21 protein-coding genes and 1 pseudogene are annotated in these 20,222 nt (G+C 66.5%); 12 read left to right on the top strand and 10 right to left on the bottom strand.

Annotation, left to right across the window (positions count from 1 at the left end):
• The first annotated feature begins 55 nt into the window (after nt 1-55).
• Complete coding sequence (locus tag ACNS84_RS04380) at nt 56-1,264, top strand: YeeE/YedE family protein (RefSeq protein WP_435073618.1); 1,209 nt, start codon at nt 56-58, stop codon at nt 1,262-1,264.
• 259 nt (nt 1,265-1,523) lie between these two features.
• On the opposite strand, the gene ACNS84_RS04385 is transcribed toward ACNS84_RS04380, so the two are convergent.
• Together ACNS84_RS04385 and ACNS84_RS04390 are read right to left on the bottom strand one after the other, a co-directional pair.
• A complete protein-coding gene (locus tag ACNS84_RS04385; RefSeq protein WP_435073619.1) occupies nt 1,524-1,859 on the bottom strand; it encodes a rhodanese-like domain-containing protein in 336 nt (111 codons plus the stop codon).
• A 2-nt stretch (nt 1,860-1,861) separates the two neighbouring features.
• Nucleotides 1,862-2,161, bottom strand: a complete 300-nt coding sequence (locus ACNS84_RS04390) for a sulfurtransferase TusA family protein (protein ID WP_435073620.1) — start codon at nt 2,159-2,161, stop codon at nt 1,862-1,864.
• Between the two features lie 150 nt (nt 2,162-2,311).
• Here ACNS84_RS04390 and ACNS84_RS04395 point away from each other — a divergent pair, with 150 nt between their 5' ends.
• The gene (locus tag ACNS84_RS04395; protein ID WP_435073621.1) at nt 2,312-3,331 is read left to right on the top strand and encodes a PLP-dependent cysteine synthase family protein; all 1,020 of its coding nucleotides are present in this window, start codon (nt 2,312-2,314) and stop codon (nt 3,329-3,331) included.
• A gap of 34 nt (nt 3,332-3,365) precedes the next feature.
• Here ACNS84_RS04395 and ACNS84_RS04400 read toward each other — a convergent pair whose 3' ends face one another.
• Nucleotides 3,366-3,629, bottom strand: a complete 264-nt coding sequence (locus ACNS84_RS04400) for a MoaD/ThiS family protein (RefSeq protein ID WP_435073622.1) — start codon at nt 3,627-3,629, stop codon at nt 3,366-3,368.
• A gap of 250 nt (nt 3,630-3,879) precedes the next feature.
• Between ACNS84_RS04400 and ubaA the strand changes: the two genes are divergently transcribed.
• Both ubaA and ACNS84_RS04410 read left to right on the top strand, forming a co-directional pair.
• Nucleotides 3,880-4,752: an SAMP-activating enzyme E1 gene (gene ubaA, locus ACNS84_RS04405; protein ID WP_435073623.1), complete on the top strand. Its 873-nt coding sequence runs from the start codon at nt 3,880-3,882 to the stop codon at nt 4,750-4,752.
• Between the two features lie 79 nt (nt 4,753-4,831).
• Nucleotides 4,832-5,506 carry a type 1 glutamine amidotransferase gene (locus tag ACNS84_RS04410; RefSeq protein ID WP_435073624.1) on the top strand — a complete coding sequence of 225 codons (675 nt, stop codon included), beginning with the start codon at nt 4,832-4,834 and terminating at the stop codon, nt 5,504-5,506.
• A 117-nt stretch (nt 5,507-5,623) separates the two neighbouring features.
• Here the strand turns inward: ACNS84_RS04410 and ACNS84_RS04415 are convergent, their stop codons facing one another.
• The 3 genes from ACNS84_RS04415 to ACNS84_RS04425 form a co-directional block, all read right to left on the bottom strand.
• Nucleotides 5,624-6,052, bottom strand: coding sequence for a desampylase (locus ACNS84_RS04415; RefSeq protein WP_435073625.1), 429 nt, complete (start codon nt 6,050-6,052; stop codon nt 5,624-5,626).
• A 113-nt stretch (nt 6,053-6,165) separates the two neighbouring features.
• Nucleotides 6,166-6,870, bottom strand: a complete 705-nt coding sequence (locus ACNS84_RS04420; RefSeq protein ID WP_435073626.1) for a DUF2238 domain-containing protein — start codon at nt 6,868-6,870, stop codon at nt 6,166-6,168.
• 95 nt (nt 6,871-6,965) lie between these two features.
• Complete coding sequence (locus ACNS84_RS04425; RefSeq protein ID WP_435073627.1) at nt 6,966-7,430, bottom strand: MGMT family protein; 465 nt, start codon at nt 7,428-7,430, stop codon at nt 6,966-6,968.
• Nucleotides 7,431-7,561: 131 nt separating this feature from the next.
• Here ACNS84_RS04425 and trpC point away from each other — a divergent pair, with 131 nt between their 5' ends.
• The 4 genes from trpC to ACNS84_RS04445 all read left to right on the top strand — a co-directional run bounded on the left by trpC (nt 7,562) and on the right by ACNS84_RS04445 (nt 11,439).
• On the top strand, nt 7,562-8,383 hold the full coding sequence (trpC, locus tag ACNS84_RS04430) for an indole-3-glycerol phosphate synthase (protein WP_435073628.1): 822 nt from the start codon (nt 7,562-7,564) through the stop codon (nt 8,381-8,383).
• Entirely contained in the window at nt 8,380-9,711 is a 1,332-nt protein-coding gene (gene trpB, locus ACNS84_RS04435) for a tryptophan synthase subunit beta (protein ID WP_435073629.1), read from the top strand. The genes trpC and trpB overlap by 4 nt, the downstream gene beginning before the upstream one ends.
• Nucleotides 9,712-10,566: a tryptophan synthase subunit alpha gene (trpA, locus tag ACNS84_RS04440; RefSeq protein ID WP_435073630.1), complete on the top strand. Its 855-nt coding sequence runs from the start codon at nt 9,712-9,714 to the stop codon at nt 10,564-10,566.
• An 81-nt stretch (nt 10,567-10,647) separates the two neighbouring features.
• Nucleotides 10,648-11,439 (top strand): 2-amino-3,7-dideoxy-D-threo-hept-6-ulosonate synthase, encoded by a 792-nt coding sequence (locus ACNS84_RS04445; protein WP_435073631.1) that lies wholly within the window; start codon nt 10,648-10,650, stop codon nt 11,437-11,439.
• A gap of 3 nt (nt 11,440-11,442) precedes the next feature.
• On the opposite strand, the gene ACNS84_RS04450 is transcribed toward ACNS84_RS04445, so the two are convergent.
• Nucleotides 11,443-12,021, bottom strand: a complete 579-nt coding sequence (locus tag ACNS84_RS04450; protein ID WP_435073632.1) for an NADPH-dependent FMN reductase — start codon at nt 12,019-12,021, stop codon at nt 11,443-11,445.
• A 100-nt stretch (nt 12,022-12,121) separates the two neighbouring features.
• A pseudogene (locus ACNS84_RS04455) lies at nt 12,122-12,550 on the bottom strand (HTTM domain-containing protein); the annotation flags it as partial.
• A 268-nt stretch (nt 12,551-12,818) separates the two neighbouring features.
• Here ACNS84_RS04455 and ACNS84_RS04460 point away from each other — a divergent pair.
• Nucleotides 12,819-13,991: a 3-dehydroquinate synthase II gene (locus ACNS84_RS04460; protein WP_435073633.1), complete on the top strand. Its 1,173-nt coding sequence runs from the start codon at nt 12,819-12,821 to the stop codon at nt 13,989-13,991.
• 153 nt (nt 13,992-14,144) lie between these two features.
• Here ACNS84_RS04460 and ACNS84_RS04465 read toward each other — a convergent pair whose 3' ends face one another.
• Together ACNS84_RS04465 and ACNS84_RS04470 are read right to left on the bottom strand one after the other, a co-directional pair.
• The gene (locus tag ACNS84_RS04465) at nt 14,145-15,671 is read right to left on the bottom strand and encodes a carboxypeptidase M32 (protein ID WP_435073634.1); all 1,527 of its coding nucleotides are present in this window, start codon (nt 15,669-15,671) and stop codon (nt 14,145-14,147) included.
• A gap of 211 nt (nt 15,672-15,882) precedes the next feature.
• Nucleotides 15,883-16,968: a metallophosphoesterase family protein gene (locus ACNS84_RS04470; RefSeq protein ID WP_435073635.1), complete on the bottom strand. Its 1,086-nt coding sequence runs from the start codon at nt 16,966-16,968 to the stop codon at nt 15,883-15,885.
• A gap of 306 nt (nt 16,969-17,274) precedes the next feature.
• Here ACNS84_RS04470 and ACNS84_RS04475 point away from each other — a divergent pair, with 306 nt between their 5' ends.
• From ACNS84_RS04475 to hflX, 3 genes are all read left to right on the top strand, one after another.
• The gene (locus ACNS84_RS04475; protein ID WP_435073636.1) at nt 17,275-18,324 is read left to right on the top strand and encodes a threonine aldolase family protein; all 1,050 of its coding nucleotides are present in this window, start codon (nt 17,275-17,277) and stop codon (nt 18,322-18,324) included.
• Nucleotides 18,325-18,479: 155 nt separating this feature from the next.
• Entirely contained in the window at nt 18,480-18,845 is a 366-nt protein-coding gene (locus ACNS84_RS04480) for a DUF2209 family protein (RefSeq protein WP_435073637.1), read from the top strand.
• Nucleotides 18,842-20,197, top strand: a complete 1,356-nt coding sequence (gene hflX, locus ACNS84_RS04485; protein ID WP_435073638.1) for a GTPase HflX — start codon at nt 18,842-18,844, stop codon at nt 20,195-20,197. Before ACNS84_RS04480 ends, hflX begins: the two co-directional genes overlap by 4 nt.
• The last annotated feature ends 25 nt before the right edge of the window (nt 20,198-20,222 follow it).

Here is a 20,222-nt window from a genome sequence, read left to right on the forward strand (position 1 = left end):
CGCACCGTTACCGTGTTCAGCGACGTTTTAGGTGAGAGCGTATTCCGCTCGGGTAATGCTACTCTCGCCCGTCGCCTATATCGGCGTCTCCATCGCGGTCGGGCTGTCGTTCGGGGTGTTGTTACAGAAGGCGAGATTCTGCTTCGTTAGCGCCTTCCGGGACTTCGTGGCGTTCAAAGACACCCGCGTCCTGAAGGGACTGCTCGCGGGGCTCGCGGTGATGACCGTATTCTGGAGCGTGCAGGCGACGTTCGGCTACTTCCGCGGCTTCTGGACGCCCGCATGGGGACTCGGCTCGCTGTTCGGCGGCTTCGTCTTCGGGCTCGGGATGACGCTCGCCGGCGGGTGCGCCTCCGGGACGCTCTACCGCGCCGGGCAGGGGTACCTCCAGTTCTGGCTCGTCCTCCTGTTCATGTTCGTCGGTTACGTCCTGTTCGCGTTCGCGTTCCCCGTCGCGGAGACGTACTACTTCGCGACGCTGAACCCGTTCGAGGGGCAGACGTTGTATCTCTCCCTGCCGTTCTCGCCGGCCGTGACGGGGGCACTGGCGGTCGGTCTGGGCACACTCGCGTACGCGTTCGTGAACGGACGGAGTCGGCTCCCCGACGACCCCTCCGGCGGGGCCGGCGTCGGATCCGACACCCGCGCGCAGGCCGCGCTCGGCGCGTCCCGGGCGCTCACGGCCGTCTCGGTCGGACTGCGCGGCATCGCCGACGGCACCGTCGCGTACGTCCGCGCACTCGCCGCTGACGACCGACCGCTGACCGTCCGGCTCCGCGACTCGTGGGACGCGCGGACCGCGGGGGTCGCGATGGCGCTCGTCGCGAGCCTCTGGTTCTGGGTGTACGGACACTGGGCGATCACGGGCAGCGAGGCGCGCTGGGCCGGCTACCTCCTCGCACAGACGGGATACGACGTCGCCAGCGTCGAGTACTGGGGCTCGATCCTGTTCCGCGACGGCGACATCTCGATGACCATCGACATGGTGATGATCGCGTCGCTCATCGTCGGGTCGTTCATCGCGGCGTACGCCTCCGGCGACTTCCGGGTCCGGAAGCCGAAGCTGAAACGGGTCCCGAACTACGCGATAGGCGGCCTCCTGATGGGCGTCGGCTCGCGGCTCGCGGCCGGCTGTAACATCGCGAACCTCTTTTCAGGCGTCGCGCTGCTCTCGGTCCATTCCTTCCTCGCGGGCGCGGGGATCATCGTCGGCGTCTACGTGATGACCCACTACATGTACCGCGAGGTCGGCTGCGCTATTTAAGCCGACGCGTAAGTCGGAGACGGGTGGTGTCGAAATCCAAGAGTTCGCTACGGTCCTCGTTGTTCGTTCCTGCGGTGCGGACGTCGAGCGACTTCGCCCAGAATCGGCGGGGACGCTGCTCGGCCATTTATACGGGGCATATATACGGATTTATATAGATATTTAAAACTCAGTAAAAAATACGGCTCGTGCGGGATCACAGCATCCGGCCACGAAGTCACTGCAGAAATCAGTCGGGTATCCGAACGCTGCGCGCCGCTCAGGCGTCCGCGGCTGCGCCGGTCTCCAGTTCGAAGTCCCACTCTTCGTAGCCGCCGGCCATGCTGGCGACGAGCACGTCCTCGTCGACGCCCTCGTAGCTGCTGATCAGCATGGCGGCCTGTTTCGACGACTGACCGACCGGGCACGCGCAGACGACGTCGGTGTCGTCCCAGTCGATTTCGGGGACCTGAGACGGGAGGTTCCCCAGCGGTACGTTGATGGCGCCCGGGATGTGGCCCTGTTCGTACTGCTCGGGCGGTCGCGTGTCGATGACGCGGACGTCGCCCGCCTGAACGCGCTCGTTGACTTCCTCGGGGGTGAGTTCTTCGACCATGATTACTCCTTCCGCATGAAGATGCGGTAGCGGCCGTCGCCGGACTTCCAGACCTTCGCGGTCGCGTCGTCGCCGACCGCTTTCGGGACGTTCTCCGTGCTCGGAACGTGATCGGTCTCCTGAACGAGTACGTCGCCGGTAGAGAGTCCCGCGACGGCCTTCTTCGCCTCAACCTGCGGGTACGGACAGACCTCGCCGGTCATGTCCTGTACCTCGGTCGCGTCCTCGAAGAGCGCCTGTGCGGTCTCGTCGTCGAGCTCGTCGGGCATCTCGACGACGTCGTCCCACGTTGGTTGACTCATACCTCTGGGTACGCTTCCAGCGCCGTAACCCCTTTCGTGACCGGCAGGCTTCTCCCGTATCTCGGACGGGAGAAGACGACGCACAACCGTGATAGGCGTCGAGATACCCGTTTTCGTCGGACTCTTATCCGGGAGCGATCTACGGGATCCATGAGCGAGTACGTCGTCGACGAATCGACGATCTTCGAGACCCCTCTCGTGGAAGTCGATCTCGACCTCACGGCTGACGCGAACGTGTACGCGAAGGTGGAGTGGTTCAACCTCTACGACGCTCCCCACGGCGGCGGGTCGATCAAGTCCCGGATCGCCAAGGGGATGCTCGACGGTGCCGAGGAGCGCGACGAACTGGAACCCGGCGTCACCGTGATCGAGCCGACCTCCGGAAACACGGGCAGCGAGGTGGCGCGGCTCGCCACCGAACGCGGCTACGACGTCGAGATAGTCATGCCAGACAACGCCGCCGGCGGGAAGGTGGAGGCGGTTCGAGACGCGGGCGCGGAGATCCACTTCGTCGACGCCAATCTCGGCTACGACGCCGTCATCGGGCGCTGCGAGGAGATCATCGCCGCGGACCCCGAGGCGTACTTTCGTCCGAACCAGTACGAGAACCCGGACAATCCGGGCACCCACGAGCGGACGACAGCCCGAGAGATATACGAGGCGACGGACGGCGAGGTGACCCACTTCGTCGCTGGCGTCGGTACGGGCGGGACCATCACAGGGACCGGACGCGGGCTGACAGACCTGAGCGACGGTGCGACCGAGATAGTCGCCTTCGAACCCGACGAGCCGCTCCACGCCATCGACGGCCTGAAATTCCTCAAAACGGGCGACCACTACCACCCCGAGACGTACGACGAGTCCGTGCTCGACCGGACGGAGTACGTCACCACGTCGGAGGCCTACGACCACGCGCGGGCGCTCCGCGAGCGCTACCTGACCGATGCGGTGCCGATCGCCGACCCCGGTCAGCACGACGAGGCGACGATCCGCGAGCATCTCCGCGTCGACGACCAGTTTGTCGTGGGAACGTCCGCCGGCGGAGGTGCGGCCGTGGTGACGAACCTCGACGCGGCGGGCGAACTCGCGGACGACGACGTCGTCGTGTTCATGCTGTGCGACCGCGGCGACAAGTACGCGGACATCCCGCTCTGGGAAGACTACTTATAAACGGAGTGTGCGAAATCGACCGAAAAATGACGGATTACCGGCCGCCGCTCGCTGCCGGGATAACGCGGATCTGCGCGTCTGCCGGGACCGCGGCGTCGACGCTGTCGATGGGAGTTCCCTCTACGTAGACGTTGATGAACTCCTTGAGTTCGCCGTCTTCGAGCACGCTGTCCCGCAGTTCCGGGCCGTGCTCGTCGGCGTGATTGTCGAACAGTTCGCGGACGGTGTCGCCATCGACCTCGACCTCCGAGGTCGCGGATCCACCGACGAGTACGGCTGGCAGTTTGATCGTGGCCATGAGATGAATTCGCTGTCCAGTCCAAAAAGGCGCCCGCCGACGGCAACGACGGCCACGGTCTATCACGACCGGTGGTCCGGATCGGCTCTCCCTTGACTTCCCCGTCGGTCGGGTCCGCGTTCAGGGCGGGTCGTACGTCCTTCTCGCCGGGCGCGTCGTCGGTCGTGCGACCGGTACGCATCTCCGAGATGACGGCAGTACGCGCCGGTGGGCGGCCGTCTTATTTGCTCGCAGCCGCTACAACCAGCGAATGAGTGATCTCGATCTCGATCCGACACAGCTCGACCGCTACTCAAGACACATCATCATGGACGATGTCGGCCCCGAGGGACAGAAGGCCCTGCTCGACGCCGAGGTGCTCGTTCTGGGCGCGGGCGGGCTCGGCGCGCCGATCATCCAGTATCTCGCCGCCGCCGGCGTGGGCACGCTTGGTATCGCCGACGACGACGAGGTGGAGCTGTCGAACCTCCAGCGACAGGTGATCCACGGCGACGACGACGTCGGCCGCAAGAAGGTCGACTCCGCCGCCGACTTCGTCGCACAGCTGAATCCCGACATCGACGTTCGGAAACACGAACTGCGCGTGACTGCCGACAACATCGAGGCCCTGATCGACGGGTACGACTTCGTCGTCGACGGGACGGACAACTTCGCGACGCGCTACCTCGTCAACGACGCCTGCACGCTCGCCGGGATCCCCTTCTCGCACGGCTCCATCTTCAAGTTCGAGGGCCAGGTGACGACGTTCGCGGGCGACGACGACTCGCCGTGTTACCGCTGTTTATTCCCCGAGGCGCCGCCGGCCGGGATGGTTCCGAACTGCGCGACCGCCGGCGTTCTCGGCGTCCTGCCGGGCACCATCGGCTGCCTGCAGGCGACCGAGACGGTCAAACACATCATCGGCGAAGGCACGTCGCTCGACGGCTCGATGCTGTTCTTCGACGCCCTCGAGATGGAGTTCGACAAGGTCGAGATCCCCAAGCAGGACGACTGCCCGGTGTGCGGCGACGACCCCGCCATCGAGTCGGTCCACGACGTGGAGTACTCCGCGTCCTGCGCCATCGACATCGGCGGTGACGATGATACAGAGGAGACGGGCCCCGAAATCGAAGCCAGCGACTGAGGTGTGACACAGGCGGTGCGAACCGCGACCGTGCGGCGGGCCGAAACGCTGAGGGCCCTCCGACGATAACCAAGGGCGTATGGCTGCCACCGACGCGGATTCGCCCGCCCTGTACGTGGTCCGCAGCGAGGTGAACCCCGACTGCGAGTACCACTGCGACGCGCTCGCGTCGTGGTTCCCGTCCGCCACCGAAATCGATTTTGTCGCCGGCGAACGGGTCCCGCTCGACGAGGCCGACGGCGTCGTGTTGACCGGAAGCACAGCGGGCGTGTACGAGACCGAGAGCCACCCGTGGATAGCCGAACAGGAGGCCCTCGTGCGCGACCTCGTCGACCGAGAGATCCCGACGCTCGGCGTCTGTTTCGGGCACCAAGTGGCGAACAGCGCGCTCGGTGGAACCGTCGAGGAGGTCGGGACGACCGCGACGCTCGTGGAGGCGACTCTCGACGACGATTCGCTGTTCGACGGCGTCTCTCCGATCGTCGTCTCGTTACATGGCGACGCAGTGACCGAGGTGGGAGCGGAGATGGAGGTGATCGCCTCGGCTGACCACGCCCGAGTCTTCGGTACCCGTCACCGGACGGCGCCGCTGTGGACCGTCCAGTTTCACCCGGAGATCGCTGCCGAACACGGTGACACCCTACTCGAACACTTCGATTGGGGCCCCGAACAGTTCTCCTTCGAGGACGTCACCCCCGGACGGGTCTTCGAGAACTTTGAGACACTCGTCGCCGAGACGGCGCAGCGAACGTAGAGAGAAATCGGCCGCGGACGTCCCAGTCGGGGAGCCAGTACCGGCCTTCCTGACCGAATCAGTCGTACCACAGTCGACGATGGATCGTCTGTGCGCTCGACGATGTCAGGGAGCCGATTACCGCTCGCTGCGCACCGAGACCGTCTCTTGTTCGAACCCGTCGTCGTCTCCGTGCCAGCGCCACGAGCCGACGAACGGGTAGCCGTCGAGCGCGCAGATCACGTACGAGTGGCCCGGCCACGTCGCTCGTGCAGCATCAGTCTCGCTCGGGTGAGTCGGTCCGGTCGGGTGCGAGTGGTAGAACCCGACCACGTCGAGCCCGTCGTCCTCAATCGCCTCGATGAGCTCGAACTGCTCTTCGGGATCGATGAGGTATCGGATCTGGGGCGTCTCAGCGACGTTCTCGGCCTGATACGCCTCGGTGACGACGCTCGGTTCGCCGTCGGTGCCGTGCGTGCCGGCGAGGACGCCGCAGATCTCTGCCTCGCCGCCGCCGTACGCGTGATACACGATGTCGTCGTAAACCGCACGCGAGAGTTCGATCATGAGCGCAAAAACGGACCTTCCATTCATAAATCCGTCCCAGACGGCGAGGAGCACCGTCACCACGGAGAGCGGTCGTCGCGAGGAAACGACCCGACCGACCGCAAGTCCCGCTCTCAGGCGGTCGTCGAATCACTGAGGACGAGCCACGACGCCATCGCGACCGATCCGGCGAACACGACCAACCCGGCGCCGACCAACACCGCTCTCGACGCCTCCGGGAACCGTTCCACGAGCGGGACGAACAGCCGCAGGTCCGCGACGACGACGAGGGCCGCCCCCACCACGTCGAACCCGAGGTCGGCCGCGGTGTCACGCCAGCCGTAGTGGATCAAGACCGGTTCGACCTCGAACCGCTCGCCGACGTCGCGCGCGACAAGTTCGATCAGCTCCCAGAAGACGCCGCCGGCGAAGGTGAACGCCACGGTCACGAGAGCGGCCGCTTCGAAGACCCCGCCGACTCCGGCCGCCTCCGGGAGGGCGACAATGACGACGCCGTAGCAGAGCGCCGCGAAGAGCGCGGCGGACACGGTGTGCGTGAGGTGATCCCACCACCGTATCGAGTCGTACAGTCCTAGCATGCCGAGTGAGTGAAGGAAGCCGGCGCCGGACAGCCACAGGGGGAGCGCCGGACCGACCCACACGCCGCTGGAGACAGTCTCCTGAAAGACGAGTTCGACGAAAAACGGGAGGAGTGCGAGGACCAGCGCGGCGGAGGCGTTGACTGCCGCGGCGACGTCGCCACGTCGAACTGCGACCAGGAACAGGGCGAAGATGCCTCCCTGAAGCGAGAGGACAGCAACTGTGGCGAGATTGCTCATCGGACACTCACGTCTGTCCTTCGCTCGGCGTGTTCATCGTTCTTTGCCCGTCCAGCGCCGAGCAAACGGGCGTTCGTCGGTCGGCCGAACTCGCGTTACAGCCCCTCGATCCGGCGCAGCGCCTCTCGCACCTCGCCGGGCGTGGCGTAGGGACCGCCCTGGACCCGGTGGTCGGGCAGAAAGACCGGAATGGGATTCTCGTTGAGCGCGCCCGTCACCAGTTCGAGGTCGTCCGGATCGTCGGGGTCGAGCGCGGCCAGCCGCGTGAGCCGACTCACGGACACCTCCTCGCCGTAGGGGACCGTCCGGAGCGCCTCCAGGACGTCGCGGCGGTCCGTCGGCACCGTGAGTCCGACCGCAACCTCCGCGAACTCGTCGCGCTCGCCGCGGAGATACTCCCCCAACCGGTCGAGCAGGTCGTGGTCCGTCTCCGCGTCCGCCGGCGTCTCCGGCGGGAACGACACTGAGATGACCCGGCCGCCGGCGAAGCCGACCTCTACCGCGCGGCCGAGGGCGTCGAACTCTCGGGCGAAGACGCCGGACGCTCCCGTGGTATTCATATCCGTCGTAGGGAGGTCTGACGGTTAAAACGATGGGACCCACCGTCGCTCGGGCTTCCAGTGACTCCGAACCGTACCCGTCGGATACGCCCGCAAGTCTTATGAACAGATACGTGCATTAGTGCACACTAATGGAGGATGCAACCGAGCTGGCCCCCGCGGTCAGGTCGATACTGTCGGCCGCGCGCGACCGAGCAGCCGAGGGGCGAACCGACCGCGTCGACGTCGACCCCCGTGACCTGCGGGCCGCGTTCGACCGGGCCGAGGCCGACGGACGCGTACCGGTGGTCGCCGAGATAAAGCCGACGAGCCCGACCACGGACGGAACCCGCGACGACGACCCCGTCGCGCTCGCCGAGGGGATGGTCGCCGGCGGCGCGGCGGCGCTCTCGGTGCTCACCGAACCGGCGCACTTCGGCGGGAGCGTCGACGTGCTGGAGCGCGTTCGCGAGGCGGTCGACGTGCCGGTCCTCCGCAAGGACTTCGTCGTCGACGAGTCGCAGCTCGACGCCGTCGAGAGCGACGTCGTGCTGCTGATCGCACGGTTCGTCGGTGACGACCTCCCCGATCTGCTGGCGGCCGCCCGCGAACGCGGCTTTCAGGTGCTCGTCGAGGTCCACGACCGCGAGGAGCTGGCGGCCGCGCTCGACGCGGGCGCGACGACGGTCGGCGTGAACAACCGCGACCTCGCGGAGTTGGTCGTCGACCTCGGAACCTTCGAGTCCGTGGCGCCCCACGTTCCGGACGACGTGACGCTGCTGGCCGAGAGCGGGATTGGCTCGCCGGCGGACGCCCGACGGATGCGGGCGGCCGGCGCCGACGCGCTGCTCGTCGGGAGCGCGATCATGGACGGCGACGTCGAGGCGAACACGCGTGCGCTGACACGGGCGGAGGCGGACGGGACCGACGCGAACGGAGACGAGACGACCGACACCACGGAGACACCAACATGAGCGAAACCGGATCCACCACGGGCGAGACGACCGACGCCGGAGCAACGACGGACGGGGCGGAGCCTTCGCGGCGCCCGGGTCGCGAGCGCGGCCGCGACGACGGGAAGTTCGGCCGCTACGGTGGCCAGTACGTCCCGGAGGCGTTGATGCCGGCGATAGAGGAACTGACCGACGCCTACCAGCGGTACGTTCTCGGGAACGAAGACGGCTTCATGGACGAGTTCCGCGAGCGCCTCGCCGACTTCGGCGGCCGCCCCATCCCGCTTCAGCGGGCCGACCGGCTCTCCGAGCGCTACGACCGCGAGGTGTTCCTCAAGCGCGAGGACCTGCTTCACGGCGGCGCACATAAGCTGAACAACGCCCTCGGACAGGTCCTGCTGGCGAAGTACATGGGCAAAGAGCGGATCATCGCGGAGACTGGCGCCGGACAGCACGGCACCGCGACCGCGATGGCGGCCGCCCACCTCGACATGCCCTGCGAGATATACATGGGCGAGCGCGACATCAACCGCCAGCGCCCGAACGTCTTCCGCATGAAGCTCAACGGCGCCGAGGTGAACCCGGTCACCGCCGGGCGAGGCACCCTCAAAGAGGCTATCTCGGAGACGATGCGCGACTGGGCGACCACCGTCGAAAACACCCACTACGTCATCGGGTCGGTCGTCGGCCCGCACCCGTTCCCGGTGATGGTCCGCGACTTCCAGGCGGTCATCTCCGAGGAGGCGCGCGCGCAGTCGATCGAGAAGACGGGCGAGCTTCCGACAGACGTGATCGCCTGCGCAGGCGGCGGCTCGAACACGATGGGGGCGTTCGCTGAGTTCGTCGACGACGAAGCCGTTGCGCTCCACGCGGTCGAGGCCGGCGGCTCGACGCTCGAAGTCGACGAAGAAGCGGGCGTCGCGCCCAACTCCGCGTCGCTGTACACCGGTCAGGAGGGCGTGCTCCACGGCGCGCGCACCAAGCTCCTGCAGGACTCCGACGGTCAGATCATGGAGAGCCACTCCATCTCGTCCGGGCTCGACTATGCCGGCGTCGGCCCGGAGCTCGCGTACCTCGTCGACGAAGGACGCGTCGCGCCTGTCGCCGTCGACGACGACGCGGCGCTCGAAGGGTTCCATCGGCTCTCCTCAACGGAGGGGATCATCCCCGCGCTGGAGACGGCGCACGCGTTCGGCTTCCTCGAGGAACACCACGAGGACCTCGGCGAGCGCGTCGTGGTGAACGTCTCCGGACGCGGCGACAAGGACCTCGACGCCGCAATAGAGGAGACGGACAAGCGCGACATCGCCGAGGCGCCGGACATGTCGATGTTCACGGGGGGGATCTGAATGGCTGAGACGGGCAACTCGGCGGCGATAGCCGAGGCGTTCGCCGACGGCCCGGCGTACGTCCCGTACCTCGCCGTCGGCGACCCCTCCTACGAGGCGTCGCTGGAGTACGTCCGTGCGCTCGACCGCGGCGGCGCCGACGTGATCGAACTCGGCCTTCCCTTCTCGGAGCCCATCGCCGAGGGACCGACGATCCAGGGGGCCTTGGTGCGCGCGCTCGACGGCGGCATGACGCCGGACCGGTTCTTCGCGTTCGCGGAGGAGCTCGACGTCGAGGCGCCGCTCGTCTGCATGACGTACTACAATCTCATCTATCAGTACGGTCAGGACGACGGCCCCCGTCCCTTCGTCGAGCGCGCCGCCGCGGCGGGCATCGAGGGGCTCGTCGTCCCCGACCTGCCGGCCGAGGAGGCCGACCCGCTGCGGGAGGCGTGCGACGAGTTCGGGCTCGACCTCGTCTTCATCGTCGCGCCGACCACGGTCGGCGACCGGCTCGACCGGATCATGAGTCGCGTGTCGGGGTACGTCTACGTGCAGGCGCGGCTCGGGACGACCGGTGCACGAGACGACGTCTCTGACCAAACCACGGAGAGCCTCGACCGGCTCGCGGCGTACGACGTGCCGAAGGCCGTCGGGTTCGGCATCTCGACGGGCGAGCACGCCGAGCGCATCGTCGCCGGCGGCGCCGACGGGATCATCGTCGGCTCGGCGCTCGTCGACATCGTCGCCGAGGGCGTCGAGAGCGATCGCTCGACCGAGGCGGTCGCCGACCGGCTGGAGGCGCTCTCGCGCGAGCTGAAGTCGGGCGCCGAACGGGGCTATGCCGCCCGCATCGGCGCGGCGGAGTCGCGGTGACTGCGAGTTCGAGCCAATACGACCCCGAACGAAACCCACTTACCTTCGATTGCCACACACTCACACAACACCGAACCCATCATGACAGCAGGACTCTCGGCACGACTCGACCGCATCTCCACAGACGACCGATACCTCATCGTCCCCATGGACCACGGGCTCACGATGGGCGCCGTCGACGGCCTCGTCGACATCGAATCGACCATCGACGGCGTCACGCGGGGCGGCGCGGACGCGGTCCTCACCCAGCGAGGCATCGCGCCGCGCGTCCACCCGAACAAGAACGACGCGGGCTACATCGTCCACGTCAACGGGTCGACGACGATCGGCCCCGACGAGAGCGACAAGCGCGTCACCGCCACCGCCGAGGACGCGGTACGCGCGGGCGCCGACGCGGTCTCCTTCCACATCAACGTCGGCTCGGAGCACGAGCCGGATCAGATCGAGGAGCTCGCGGAGCTGACGGCCGACGCCGATCGCCTCGGGCTCCCGGTGCTCGCGATGGCGTATGCGCGCGGTGAGGGCGTCGACGAGACGGACCCCGAATCGCTCGGACACGCCGTCAGACTCGCTGAGGAGGTTGGCGCCGACGTGGTGAAAACGGGGTACTCCGGCGACGGAGACTCGTTCGCGCGCGTCACGGAGTCAACCCGACTGCCGGTGGTCATCGCCGGCGGGTCGAGGGGAACCGACCGCGACACGATCGAGATGGTCCGCGGTGCGATGGACGGCGAGGCGGCCGGCGTCTCGATGGGGCGGTCGATCTTCCAGCACGAGGACCCAGAGGGGATCGCCCGTGCCGTTTCGGCCGTCGTCCACGACGACGCCGACGTCGACGAGGCGCTCCGCGCGGGCGGGTTTATCGAGGCCTGACGGTCACCGCGCCCCGACGTTCTGCTCGCCCTCGAACGAGTCCGGGTCGGGTTCGATGTCGGCGTACTGTACCGCGCGACGCCCGAGCGTGAGCGCTCGTTCGTCGAGGGCCTCGTCGACGAGGTCGCCGTCCTCGAACTGTGCGTGGGCGCGCGGGACGGCCACCTGATGCGGAATCGTCCACGCGTTGAGCGCCCGGCAGACGGAGCGGAGGTGCTCCAACGCGGTCACCGGGAAGCCGCCGCCGGCGACTGCGAGCAGGCCGACGGTCTTGTCCTCGAACTCCTCGAAGCCGCAGTAGTCGAGCGCCGTCTTCAGCGTGGACGAGTACGAGCCGTGGTACATCGGCGTCCCGAAGAGGACGGCGTCGGCCTCACGGACTCGCGCGGTGAACGCGTCGGCGTCTCCCGCCTCGCCGTGATCGGCGTTGTACGTTGGCAGGTCGTACTCGCGGAGGTCGATCAGGTCGGCGCTCCCGCCGGCCTTCCGCGCGCCGTCCAGCGCCCGTTCCGTTGCCATTCGCGTGTAGCTCTGGTCCCGCAGGCTCCCGGCGATACCGACGACGTGTGGTGGGTCGGACATGGTCTACACGACGCGCTATCGGCATTAATACGATTGGGCCGACGCGACCCGATACGAGGCCTGTGCGATACGTTCGGCCTCCGCGCGGAGTCTCCCGCGATCAGCAGGCGGCGCTGATCCGCTCTTGCGGCTCCGGCTCCCCCACCGGACCGTTCGGACCGACTGATTGCACGACGTGGAAGACGGTCACGGACTCTACGTTGCTGTCGATCCGCGCACAGGCGTACGCCGCGATCGGTCGGTACTGCGTCTCCCCGGCGTATCTCACTCTGTGTCCGAACTGATGCCAGAGCGTCGTCGGATACGTCGCCGCCGCGTCCGGCGGCCGGTCGTACCCGGCGACCCCGGGTCCGAACACATCCATCGATTCACCCGAGTCGAGCGTCGCGCGGACGGCGTACCAACTGGACGTGTCCGGTGGGTTGGGCGCGAAGAACGACCAACTCACCTCCGACAGTTCACCGGTGGCCGCGGACTCGGGTGGATCGATGAGGCCAACCCCCATTGCCTGCCAACAGACGAGCGCGATGGGAGGAGCGCCAGCGCGATGCGGAGGCACCGAACGCTCGCGGATCGATCCCGAAAAACGGTACGGCGCGCTCGCGAAGTGCCTCACTGACCGCGGCGTATCGGGATCGCACCGTCGAGATTCGGTGGTGTGGTGTCATTAGAGCGATACTACATATTGGTCAATCTCTCTCTCGTAAGTGCTTTGTCGTCTTCGCACCGCGCCGCCGACGGCACAAGGGGCTGTTCCTTTCGCAGTTTTCAAGCCGACTCGCCGTGAGGACACGATAATGACACGCACGGTCTGGGTGAAAGCCGACGGGAGCGTCGGCGACTGGGAGGCGCGCAAGCGACGAATCACGGCCGCCATCGAGGCGGGCGCAGACTGGGTCCTCGTCGACGAGTCCGACGTGGGGCGCGTCCGCGAACTGGGCGACGTCTCGGTCGCTGCGTTCCGCTCGGAGGCGGACGTCATCGACGATGTCGAAAACGACGCCGAGGCCGACGCCTACTTCGTCGGCAAGGGCGGCGAGGGTGACGGGACAATCGACCTCCCCGAGGACTTCTCCGGCTCGGCGGACCTTACGACGGTGCGCCGTCGCGACGACCGCGCGCAGGGCGTGTACGTCCGCGTCCTCGGCACCGAGTACGAGCGCTTCGCCGAGGAGGCCGCCGCCGATGCCGAGTACACCATCGTCGTCGGCGAGGACTGGTCTATCATCCCGTTAGAGAACCTGATCGCGCGGGTCGGCGAGGAGACGCACCTCGTCGCCGGCGCGACGACCGCCGCCGAGGCGCGGACCGCGTTCGAGACGCTGGAAATCGGCGCGGACGGCGTCCTTCTCGACAGTGACTCCCCCGACGAGATCCGCGGAGCGGTCGACGCGCGCGACGCCGCCGATCGCGAAACGTTGGACCTCCGACACGCGGAAATCACCGCCGTCGAGCGGACGGGGATGGCCGACCGGGTGTGCATCGACACCGGCTCGCTGATGGACGACGACGAGGGGATGCTCGTGGGGTCGATGTCGCGCGGCCTCTTCTTCGTCCACGCCGAGACCGCGGAGTCGCCGTACGTCGAGTCGCGGCCCTTCCGAGTGAACGCCGGGGCCGTCCACGCGTACGTCCGCAACTCCGACGGCGGGACGAACTACCTCGCCGAACTCTCCAGCGGCGACGAGGTGCAGATCGTCGACACCGCGGGGCACACCCGAGAGGCGATTGTCGGGCGCGTGAAGATCGAGAAACGTCCGATGTTCCGTATCCAGGCCGAGTTGGAGACGGAGGAGGGCATCGACCGCATCGAGACGCTCATTCAGAACGCCGAGACGGTGAAGGTCGCGACCGCCGACGGCAAGAAGGCCGTCACCGACCTCAAGGAAGGCGACGAGGCGCTCGTCTACTACGAGGACGTGGCGCGCCACTTCGGCGAGGCAGTCGAAGAGAGCATCATCGAGAAGTAGCGAGACCAAGCGAATCGGGGTCTCAGCAGTGTTTTTTTGGCGTCGGATCCTTGAAGCGGCGATGACCGCGCACGTCGCCTTCCACGTGCCGTTGGTGGCGCTCTCGCTCGCGCAGGTCGCGCTGGCGTAAACGAGCAGACGGAACCTCCGCGCTCAGATCCCGTACAGCTCGCCGTACTTCGACTCGACGTAGTCGGTGAAGGCGTCGGCCGAGAACTCCTCACCGGTTGCGCGCTCCACCAGCTCGTTCGTCTCGTAGCGGGAGCCGTGTCGGTGGACGTTCTCGCCGAGCCACGACTGTAGCTCGTCGAAGTCGCCGTCGGCGATTTTCGCGTCGAGGTCGTCGATTTCGCTCTCCGCGGTCTCGAACAGCTGAGCGGCCATGACGGAGCCGAGCGAGTAGGTGGGGAAGTAGCCGAAGTTGCCGTGGCTCCAGTGGATGTCCTGGAGACAGCCTTCGCTATCGGTCTCGGGGCGGATGCCGAGGTACTCCTCGTACTTGTCGTTCCAGACCTCCGGCACGTCCTCGACCGCGAGGTCGCCGCGGACCAGATCGCGCTCGATCTCGAACCGGACGATGATGTGAAGGTGGTAGGTAAGCTCGTCCGCCTCGACGCGGATGAAGTTGTCCTCGTGGACCTGGTTGAACGCCTCGTAGGCGTCCTCGACGGTCGCCGCTTCAGTCTGGGGGAACTGTTCTTTAAACGATGGCAGGAACAGCTCCCAGAACGCCCGACTGCGCCCGACGTGGTTCTCCCAGAGCCGCGACTGCGACTCGTGGACGGAGAGGTCGCGCGACTCGCCGAGCGGGGTCGCCCACTCCTCCTGCGGGAGCCCGAGGTTGTACTGCGCGTGGCCGTACTCGTGGATCGTCGAGCCGATCGCGCCCAGCGGGTCGGACTCGTCGAACCGGGTCGTCACGCGGCAGTCGAACTGGTTCCCCGAGGTGAACGGGTGCGAAGAGACGTCGAGTCGCCCGCGGTCGAAGTCGTAGCCGACGAGTTCGAGCGCCTCGCGGGCGAGTTCCTCCTGATCCGCCTCGGGGAAGGCCCCCTCGAAGGTGTCGACGGCCAGGTCGGCGTCGGAGTCGCGTATCGCGTCGATCATGGGGACGAGCGTCTCGCGGAGTTCCTCCAGAATCGACTCGGCGCGGTCGATCGAGAGGCACGGCTCGTAATCCTCGAAGAGGACCTCGTAGGGGTCGCGGTCGGGGTCGATGTGCTCGGCGTACTCCCGCTTCAACTCGACGTGTTTCTCCAGGTACGGGGCGAACGCCTCGAAGTCGTCCTCTGCTTTCGCCTGCTCCCACGCCTGCAGCGCCTCGGAGCCGGTCTCAGATATCTCCTCGACGAGTTCGACGGGCACGGCGTCGGCGCGCTCGTAGTCACGTCGCACCTCGCGGACGACCGCCAGCTGCTCGTCGGTGAGGTCCGTGTCGTCGAGTTCCGCGAGCAGGTCGCCGGTCTCGTCATCCGTGATCATGTCGTGGCGGATCGACGAGAGCGTCGAGAGCTGCTTCGACCGGGCGGGAGTGCCGCCTTCGGGCATCATCACCTGTTGGTCCCAGCCGAGGACGCCGGCGGCGCTCCCGACCGTGTTCCAGCGTCGAACGCGGTCCAAGAGGGCCTCGTACGCCTCGGGCGCGTCGGTCGCGTCGTCGGCCGCGGCTTCCGTTGCCATACCTCTCAGATCGGCCGCATCGTTTAAGAAGGGAGCGAACGCGGAATCCACGGGCCGGTCGCTCGAGAGGCGGACGAACTAATCGGGGTTGGGGAGGAGAACACGCCGGCGAGGGTACGACCACGATTCGGCCGAACTTGCCGGCCTCAAGGCTGGAACGGGGGCGAGTGAGGGTTCCGACTCCATTTTTCGCGGCAGTCACGTAGACGAATCAGTCGATGATGTCGACCACGCGAAAACCTCTAGGAACCCGCACATGGCTGTTGCCAATAATCTCGCAATTGAACACTGGCACTCCCTCTCTCGTGACGAACATGTCATTCCTCTCATGTCCGTGACCGACGAACACGCCGCCGACGATGTCACGGGCGTACTGTTCCCTCACTTCAGGCATGTCATTTCCGGCTGGGAGGTGGGGGCTCGGCGGAATATGCTGGAAACAAAACACTCCTTCGACATCGTTCTCGAACTGATCCAACTCTCGTGCGATGAATTCGGCGTCTGCAGTAGCCTTTTCCCCGTCATGATTGTCCCGGGGTAGACCAGTTCCGGCGATGACAAATCCGTAGTCTCCTTTCGTGAACGAATGGTTCTTCGGGTGGCCATAATCCGATTCCCACTCGTCGGCATAACTCCAATCATAGTTCCCGAAGGCTCCGAAAAACGTATCTCCCCCCTCGTTCACCCCGGTGAAGTCCAACGATCCGACGAAGTTTGCAATCAGTTCTTCATGCAGACGTTCGTTGCCGTGAACGTTATCGCCTAGCAGCATGATAAAATCTATTTCTCGTTGTTCGTCGATTTGATTCAGAACTGAAGCGGCTTTCGCGTGAGTTTCCTCGAAAGTCAATCCAGTCGGATCCGATTCGGGGTACCGATCATGGTCCTCTACCGAATTATCGCTCCCCCAATGACCATCCGAAACAACCGCAAAACGAAGTGAAATATCGTCTGAGGATATCGCCTCTGGAGGGTGGTTAAAATCTGCGTTAGAATTCAGCCCTATAGTCTGATAGGTTGAGGTCTGGTCGGTAATGATGGTCGTATTCGTATCAATCCAAGGACGTTCGAGATCGTACTCCGGTCTATCTTCTTCGGGAGACCCTTGTAATGATTCAGAAATCTGTCCGATATCGGGAAACGCATCCTGTCCAAGGATATACGAGCGATAGAAAGAGACTCCCGAAACGCCGCCAACGACGCCTCCTCCCACAACCCCACCTGAAGCTAGGAGGAACTCCCGTCGGTTGAGATATGAACTCGGACGCTGGTTTTCGTCAGGGTCTGGCTCCGGCATTAGCAGAGAGTATTATTATGTCGTGTTAGTAATAACTATGCGATTCACTCATTGCGGGGCAAAGTGATTGTATATTTGATTGGGAGTCCGTCAGTTCGCAAGACGCAACCGGAATTGTACGTCCGTGAGATAGGCACCGTCGAGTTAGATGATCGGATGGGCGACCGAGTGGCGTAGACCGTTGAGAGTGACGTCGTCGGGTTCGCCGCCACTGCCGTCGGTGGCCCGGGGATGGACGTCGACCGGCGAGCGGACCGGCCCCGAGCGCGACCTATTTCCGGCCGGCCGTCGAACCGGCGCCAACGAATGGATATCGACGAGAACACCATCGACCTGCGATCCGACACCGTCACGACGCCCTCGGACGAGATGCGCGAGGCCGCCCGCGACGCCGAGGTCGGCGACGACGTGTACCGCGACGACCCGACGGTCAACGAACTGGAGCGTCGCGCCGCGGACGCCGTCGGCACCGAGGCCGCGCTGTACGTCCCCTCCGGGACGATGGCCAACCAGATCGCGGTCCACGTCCACACCGAGCCCGGACAAGAGCTGCTCTTGGAGCGCGAATCGCACATCTACCGGTGGGAACTGGCGGGCGCGTCGAAGCTCTCAGGCGTCCAGACCCGAACTATCGACGCCGGCGAGCGCTGCGTGCCGAGCCCCGACGAGGTCGCCGAAGGACTCGTGGGCGAGGACCTCCACCGCCCCGGGACCGGGCTGCTGTCGCTGGAGAACACGCACAACTACCGCGGCGGGGTCGCGGTCCCGGTCGCGGATATCGAGGCGGCCGCCGCGGTCGCTCGCGACGCGGACGTGCCCGTCCACCTCGACGGCGCCCGCGTGTTCAACGCCGCGGTCGCGCTCGGCGTCGACGCGAGCGATATCGTCGCCCCCGTCGACAGCGTCATCTTCTGCCTCTCGAAGGGGCTCGGCGCCCCCGTCGGCTCTATCCTTGCCGGCGATCAGGCGTTCGTCGAGGCGGCCCGGCGGGTTCGGAAGCTGTTCGGCGGCGGGATGCGACAGGCCGGGATAATCGCCGCGCCCGGCCTGCGCGCCCTCGACAACGTCGACCGACTCGCCGACGACCACGCCAACGCGAAGCGCCTCGCCGCGGGTCTCGACGCGCTGGAGGGCGTCGACGCGCCCGCGCCCGACACGAACATCGTCGTCGCGCACACCGAGGCGATCGACGTCCCCGCCGCGGACCTCGTGGAGGCCTGCAAGGCGGCCGGCGTCGGCTGCGTCGAGTTCGACGAGTACACGACGCGGTTCACGACGCACCTCGACGTCGACGCCGACGACATGGAGACGGCGATCGATCGGATCGGCGACGCGGTCGCGACGCTGTCGGACTGAGGAGATTCGCCCGCTCAGGAAGCCTCGGATCTCGCCTCCTCCGCCCACGGAAACGTTCAATTCGGCGGGCGACCAAGAACACGGCATGAGCAACGCAGCCATCGGCGGGGTGGGGCGACGGGACCAAAGTGAGGTGAGCGATCCCCGTCCCTGAGGTGGTCGGAGTCGACATCAGCGGCCGCCACGAGGAGGGCGGGGAGTACCTGATGGTCGCGGCCGCGGTTCACGCCCGGATCGACTCAACCCGGATCCGGTCGGTCGAGGGGATCGGATTCGCGTCGGTGCGCGAGGGGCCGACGCTCGACGCGACGCTCGAACTCGTGTCGACCGCTGTCGGGAATCTCCCGGCGCCGCCGGACGGACCGATCGTCGCGGAACGCGGCGAGTTTTACGAGGTGCCCGCGGAGCGGGTCGGACTGAGCTTCCGACCCGAGTTTAAATACGTCGAGAGCGTAGGTGAACGCGTAACAGTGCAGGCAGCACACCACGCCGCGTACGCCGCCCGAGAACTCCTCCTATGACCGGGAGCGTCGAGGGAGCGAACGCCGACAGCAGCGCCGAATCGGTCCCCCGAGAGCGACGAGCAGTCGTCGCCAAGCGCGTCGACTCCGGCGACGCCGACCTCACCGAGATCAGCCAGCTCGCCGCGGCCGCGGGCTACGAGGTGGTCGGCGAACTCTCGCAGACTCGCACGGAGGACGCCGCGTTCATGTTCGGCGAGGGGAAAGTCGCGGAGCTCCGCGACCTGGTTCGCCGGACCGACGCCGGCGCCGTCATCATCGACAACGACGTCGGCCCGTACCAGACGTTCAACATCGGCGGAGAGCTTCCCGAGGGTGTCGAGGTGATCGACCGGTTCACGCTCATCCTCGAGATATTCGGCCAGCGCGCGAACACGCGGAAGGCCCAGCTACAGGTCGAACTCGCCGAGCTCCGGTATGAACTCCCGCGCGCCGAGGCGAAGGCGAGCCTCGCGAAGCGCGACGAGCGCCCCGGATTCATGGGACTCGGGGAGTACGACGAGAGCGTCGAGCGCGACATCAAGCGCCAGATATCCGAGATCCGCGACGAGTTGGAGTCGATCGCGGAGAAGGAGGAGGCGCGCCGCGAGCAGCGTCGCGACTCCGGCTTCGACCTCGTCGCGCTCGCGGGGTACACCAACGCCGGGAAGTCGACGCTAATGCGGCGGCTCGCGGCCGAGATAGACGTGGACGAGAACGCCGACCGCCACCCCGACCTCGACACCACGGCGGAGTCGCAGGACATGCTGTTCACCACGCTCGGGACGACGACCCGGCGGGCCGAGATGAAAAAGCGCGACGTCCTCCTCACGGACACGGTCGGGTTCATCGCGGACCTTCCCCACTGGCTCGTGGAGTCGTTCGAGTCGACGCTCGACTCTGTCTATCGGGCCGACCTCGTGCTGCTCGTCGTCGACGCGAGCGAGCCCGTCGAGTCGATGCGCGAGAAACTCGTGACGAGCCACGACACCCTCTACGAACGCAACGAGGCCCCCGTAGTCACCGTGTTCAACAAGGTAGACCGGCTCGCTCCCGGCGAGTTGGCAGACAAGCGCGGCGCGCTCTCCGGCGTCGCCCCCGACCCCGTCGCCGTCTCGGCGAAGACCGGCGCGGGCGTCGCCGAACTCAGGGATCGCGTCGAGGCCGAACTCCCCGACTGGGAGCGCGAGCGACTCGTCCTGCCGGTCTCCGACGAGGCGATGAGCCTCGTTTCGTGGATCCACGACCACGGCCACGTCGACGAGGAGTCGTACGCGAGCGATCAGGTTACCGTCGACTTCGAGGCCAAACCCTCCATCGTCGCCCGCGCACGGTCCAAAGCGGCCGCATTGGCGCCCGCCGAGTCGACGTAAGCGGCGCGCGCTCGATCCGTGGAGC

The organism is Halorubrum wangae, assembly GCF_051194135.1.
Lineage (GTDB): Archaea > Halobacteriota > Halobacteria > Halobacteriales > Haloferacaceae > Halorubrum.

What these genes read in the sequence shown, in the direction of transcription:
- ACNS84_RS04475 (WP_435073636.1), top strand. Translation starts at nt 17,275, where the DNA reads ATGGATATCGACGAGAACACCATCGACCTGCGATCCGACACCGTCACG.
- ACNS84_RS04470 (WP_435073635.1), bottom strand. Translation starts at nt 16,968, where the DNA reads ATGCCGGAGCCAGACCCTGACGAAAACCAGCGTCCGAGTTCATATCTC.
- ACNS84_RS04460 (WP_435073633.1), top strand. Translation starts at nt 12,819, where the DNA reads ATGACACGCACGGTCTGGGTGAAAGCCGACGGGAGCGTCGGCGACTGG.
- ACNS84_RS04445 (WP_435073631.1), top strand. Translation starts at nt 10,648, where the DNA reads ATGACAGCAGGACTCTCGGCACGACTCGACCGCATCTCCACAGACGAC.
- trpA (WP_435073630.1), top strand. Translation starts at nt 9,712, where the DNA reads ATGGCTGAGACGGGCAACTCGGCGGCGATAGCCGAGGCGTTCGCCGAC.
- ACNS84_RS04465 (WP_435073634.1), bottom strand. Translation starts at nt 15,671, where the DNA reads ATGGCAACGGAAGCCGCGGCCGACGACGCGACCGACGCGCCCGAGGCG.
- trpB (WP_435073629.1), top strand. Translation starts at nt 8,380, where the DNA reads ATGAGCGAAACCGGATCCACCACGGGCGAGACGACCGACGCCGGAGCA.
- ACNS84_RS04420 (WP_435073626.1), bottom strand. Translation starts at nt 6,870, where the DNA reads ATGAGCAATCTCGCCACAGTTGCTGTCCTCTCGCTTCAGGGAGGCATC.
- ubaA (WP_435073623.1), top strand. Translation starts at nt 3,880, where the DNA reads ATGAGTGATCTCGATCTCGATCCGACACAGCTCGACCGCTACTCAAGA.
- ACNS84_RS04400 (WP_435073622.1), bottom strand. Translation starts at nt 3,629, where the DNA reads ATGGCCACGATCAAACTGCCAGCCGTACTCGTCGGTGGATCCGCGACC.
- ACNS84_RS04385 (WP_435073619.1), bottom strand. Translation starts at nt 1,859, where the DNA reads ATGGTCGAAGAACTCACCCCCGAGGAAGTCAACGAGCGCGTTCAGGCG.
- hflX (WP_435073638.1), top strand. Translation starts at nt 18,842, where the DNA reads ATGACCGGGAGCGTCGAGGGAGCGAACGCCGACAGCAGCGCCGAATCG.
- ACNS84_RS04425 (WP_435073627.1), bottom strand. Translation starts at nt 7,430, where the DNA reads ATGAATACCACGGGAGCGTCCGGCGTCTTCGCCCGAGAGTTCGACGCC.
- ACNS84_RS04395 (WP_435073621.1), top strand. Translation starts at nt 2,312, where the DNA reads ATGAGCGAGTACGTCGTCGACGAATCGACGATCTTCGAGACCCCTCTC.
- ACNS84_RS04380 (WP_435073618.1), top strand. Translation starts at nt 56, where the DNA reads ATGCTACTCTCGCCCGTCGCCTATATCGGCGTCTCCATCGCGGTCGGG.
- trpC (WP_435073628.1), top strand. Translation starts at nt 7,562, where the DNA reads ATGGAGGATGCAACCGAGCTGGCCCCCGCGGTCAGGTCGATACTGTCG.
- ACNS84_RS04410 (WP_435073624.1), top strand. Translation starts at nt 4,832, where the DNA reads ATGGCTGCCACCGACGCGGATTCGCCCGCCCTGTACGTGGTCCGCAGC.
- ACNS84_RS04450 (WP_435073632.1), bottom strand. Translation starts at nt 12,021, where the DNA reads ATGTCCGACCCACCACACGTCGTCGGTATCGCCGGGAGCCTGCGGGAC.
- ACNS84_RS04415 (WP_435073625.1), bottom strand. Translation starts at nt 6,052, where the DNA reads ATGATCGAACTCTCGCGTGCGGTTTACGACGACATCGTGTATCACGCG.
- ACNS84_RS04390 (WP_435073620.1), bottom strand. Translation starts at nt 2,161, where the DNA reads ATGAGTCAACCAACGTGGGACGACGTCGTCGAGATGCCCGACGAGCTC.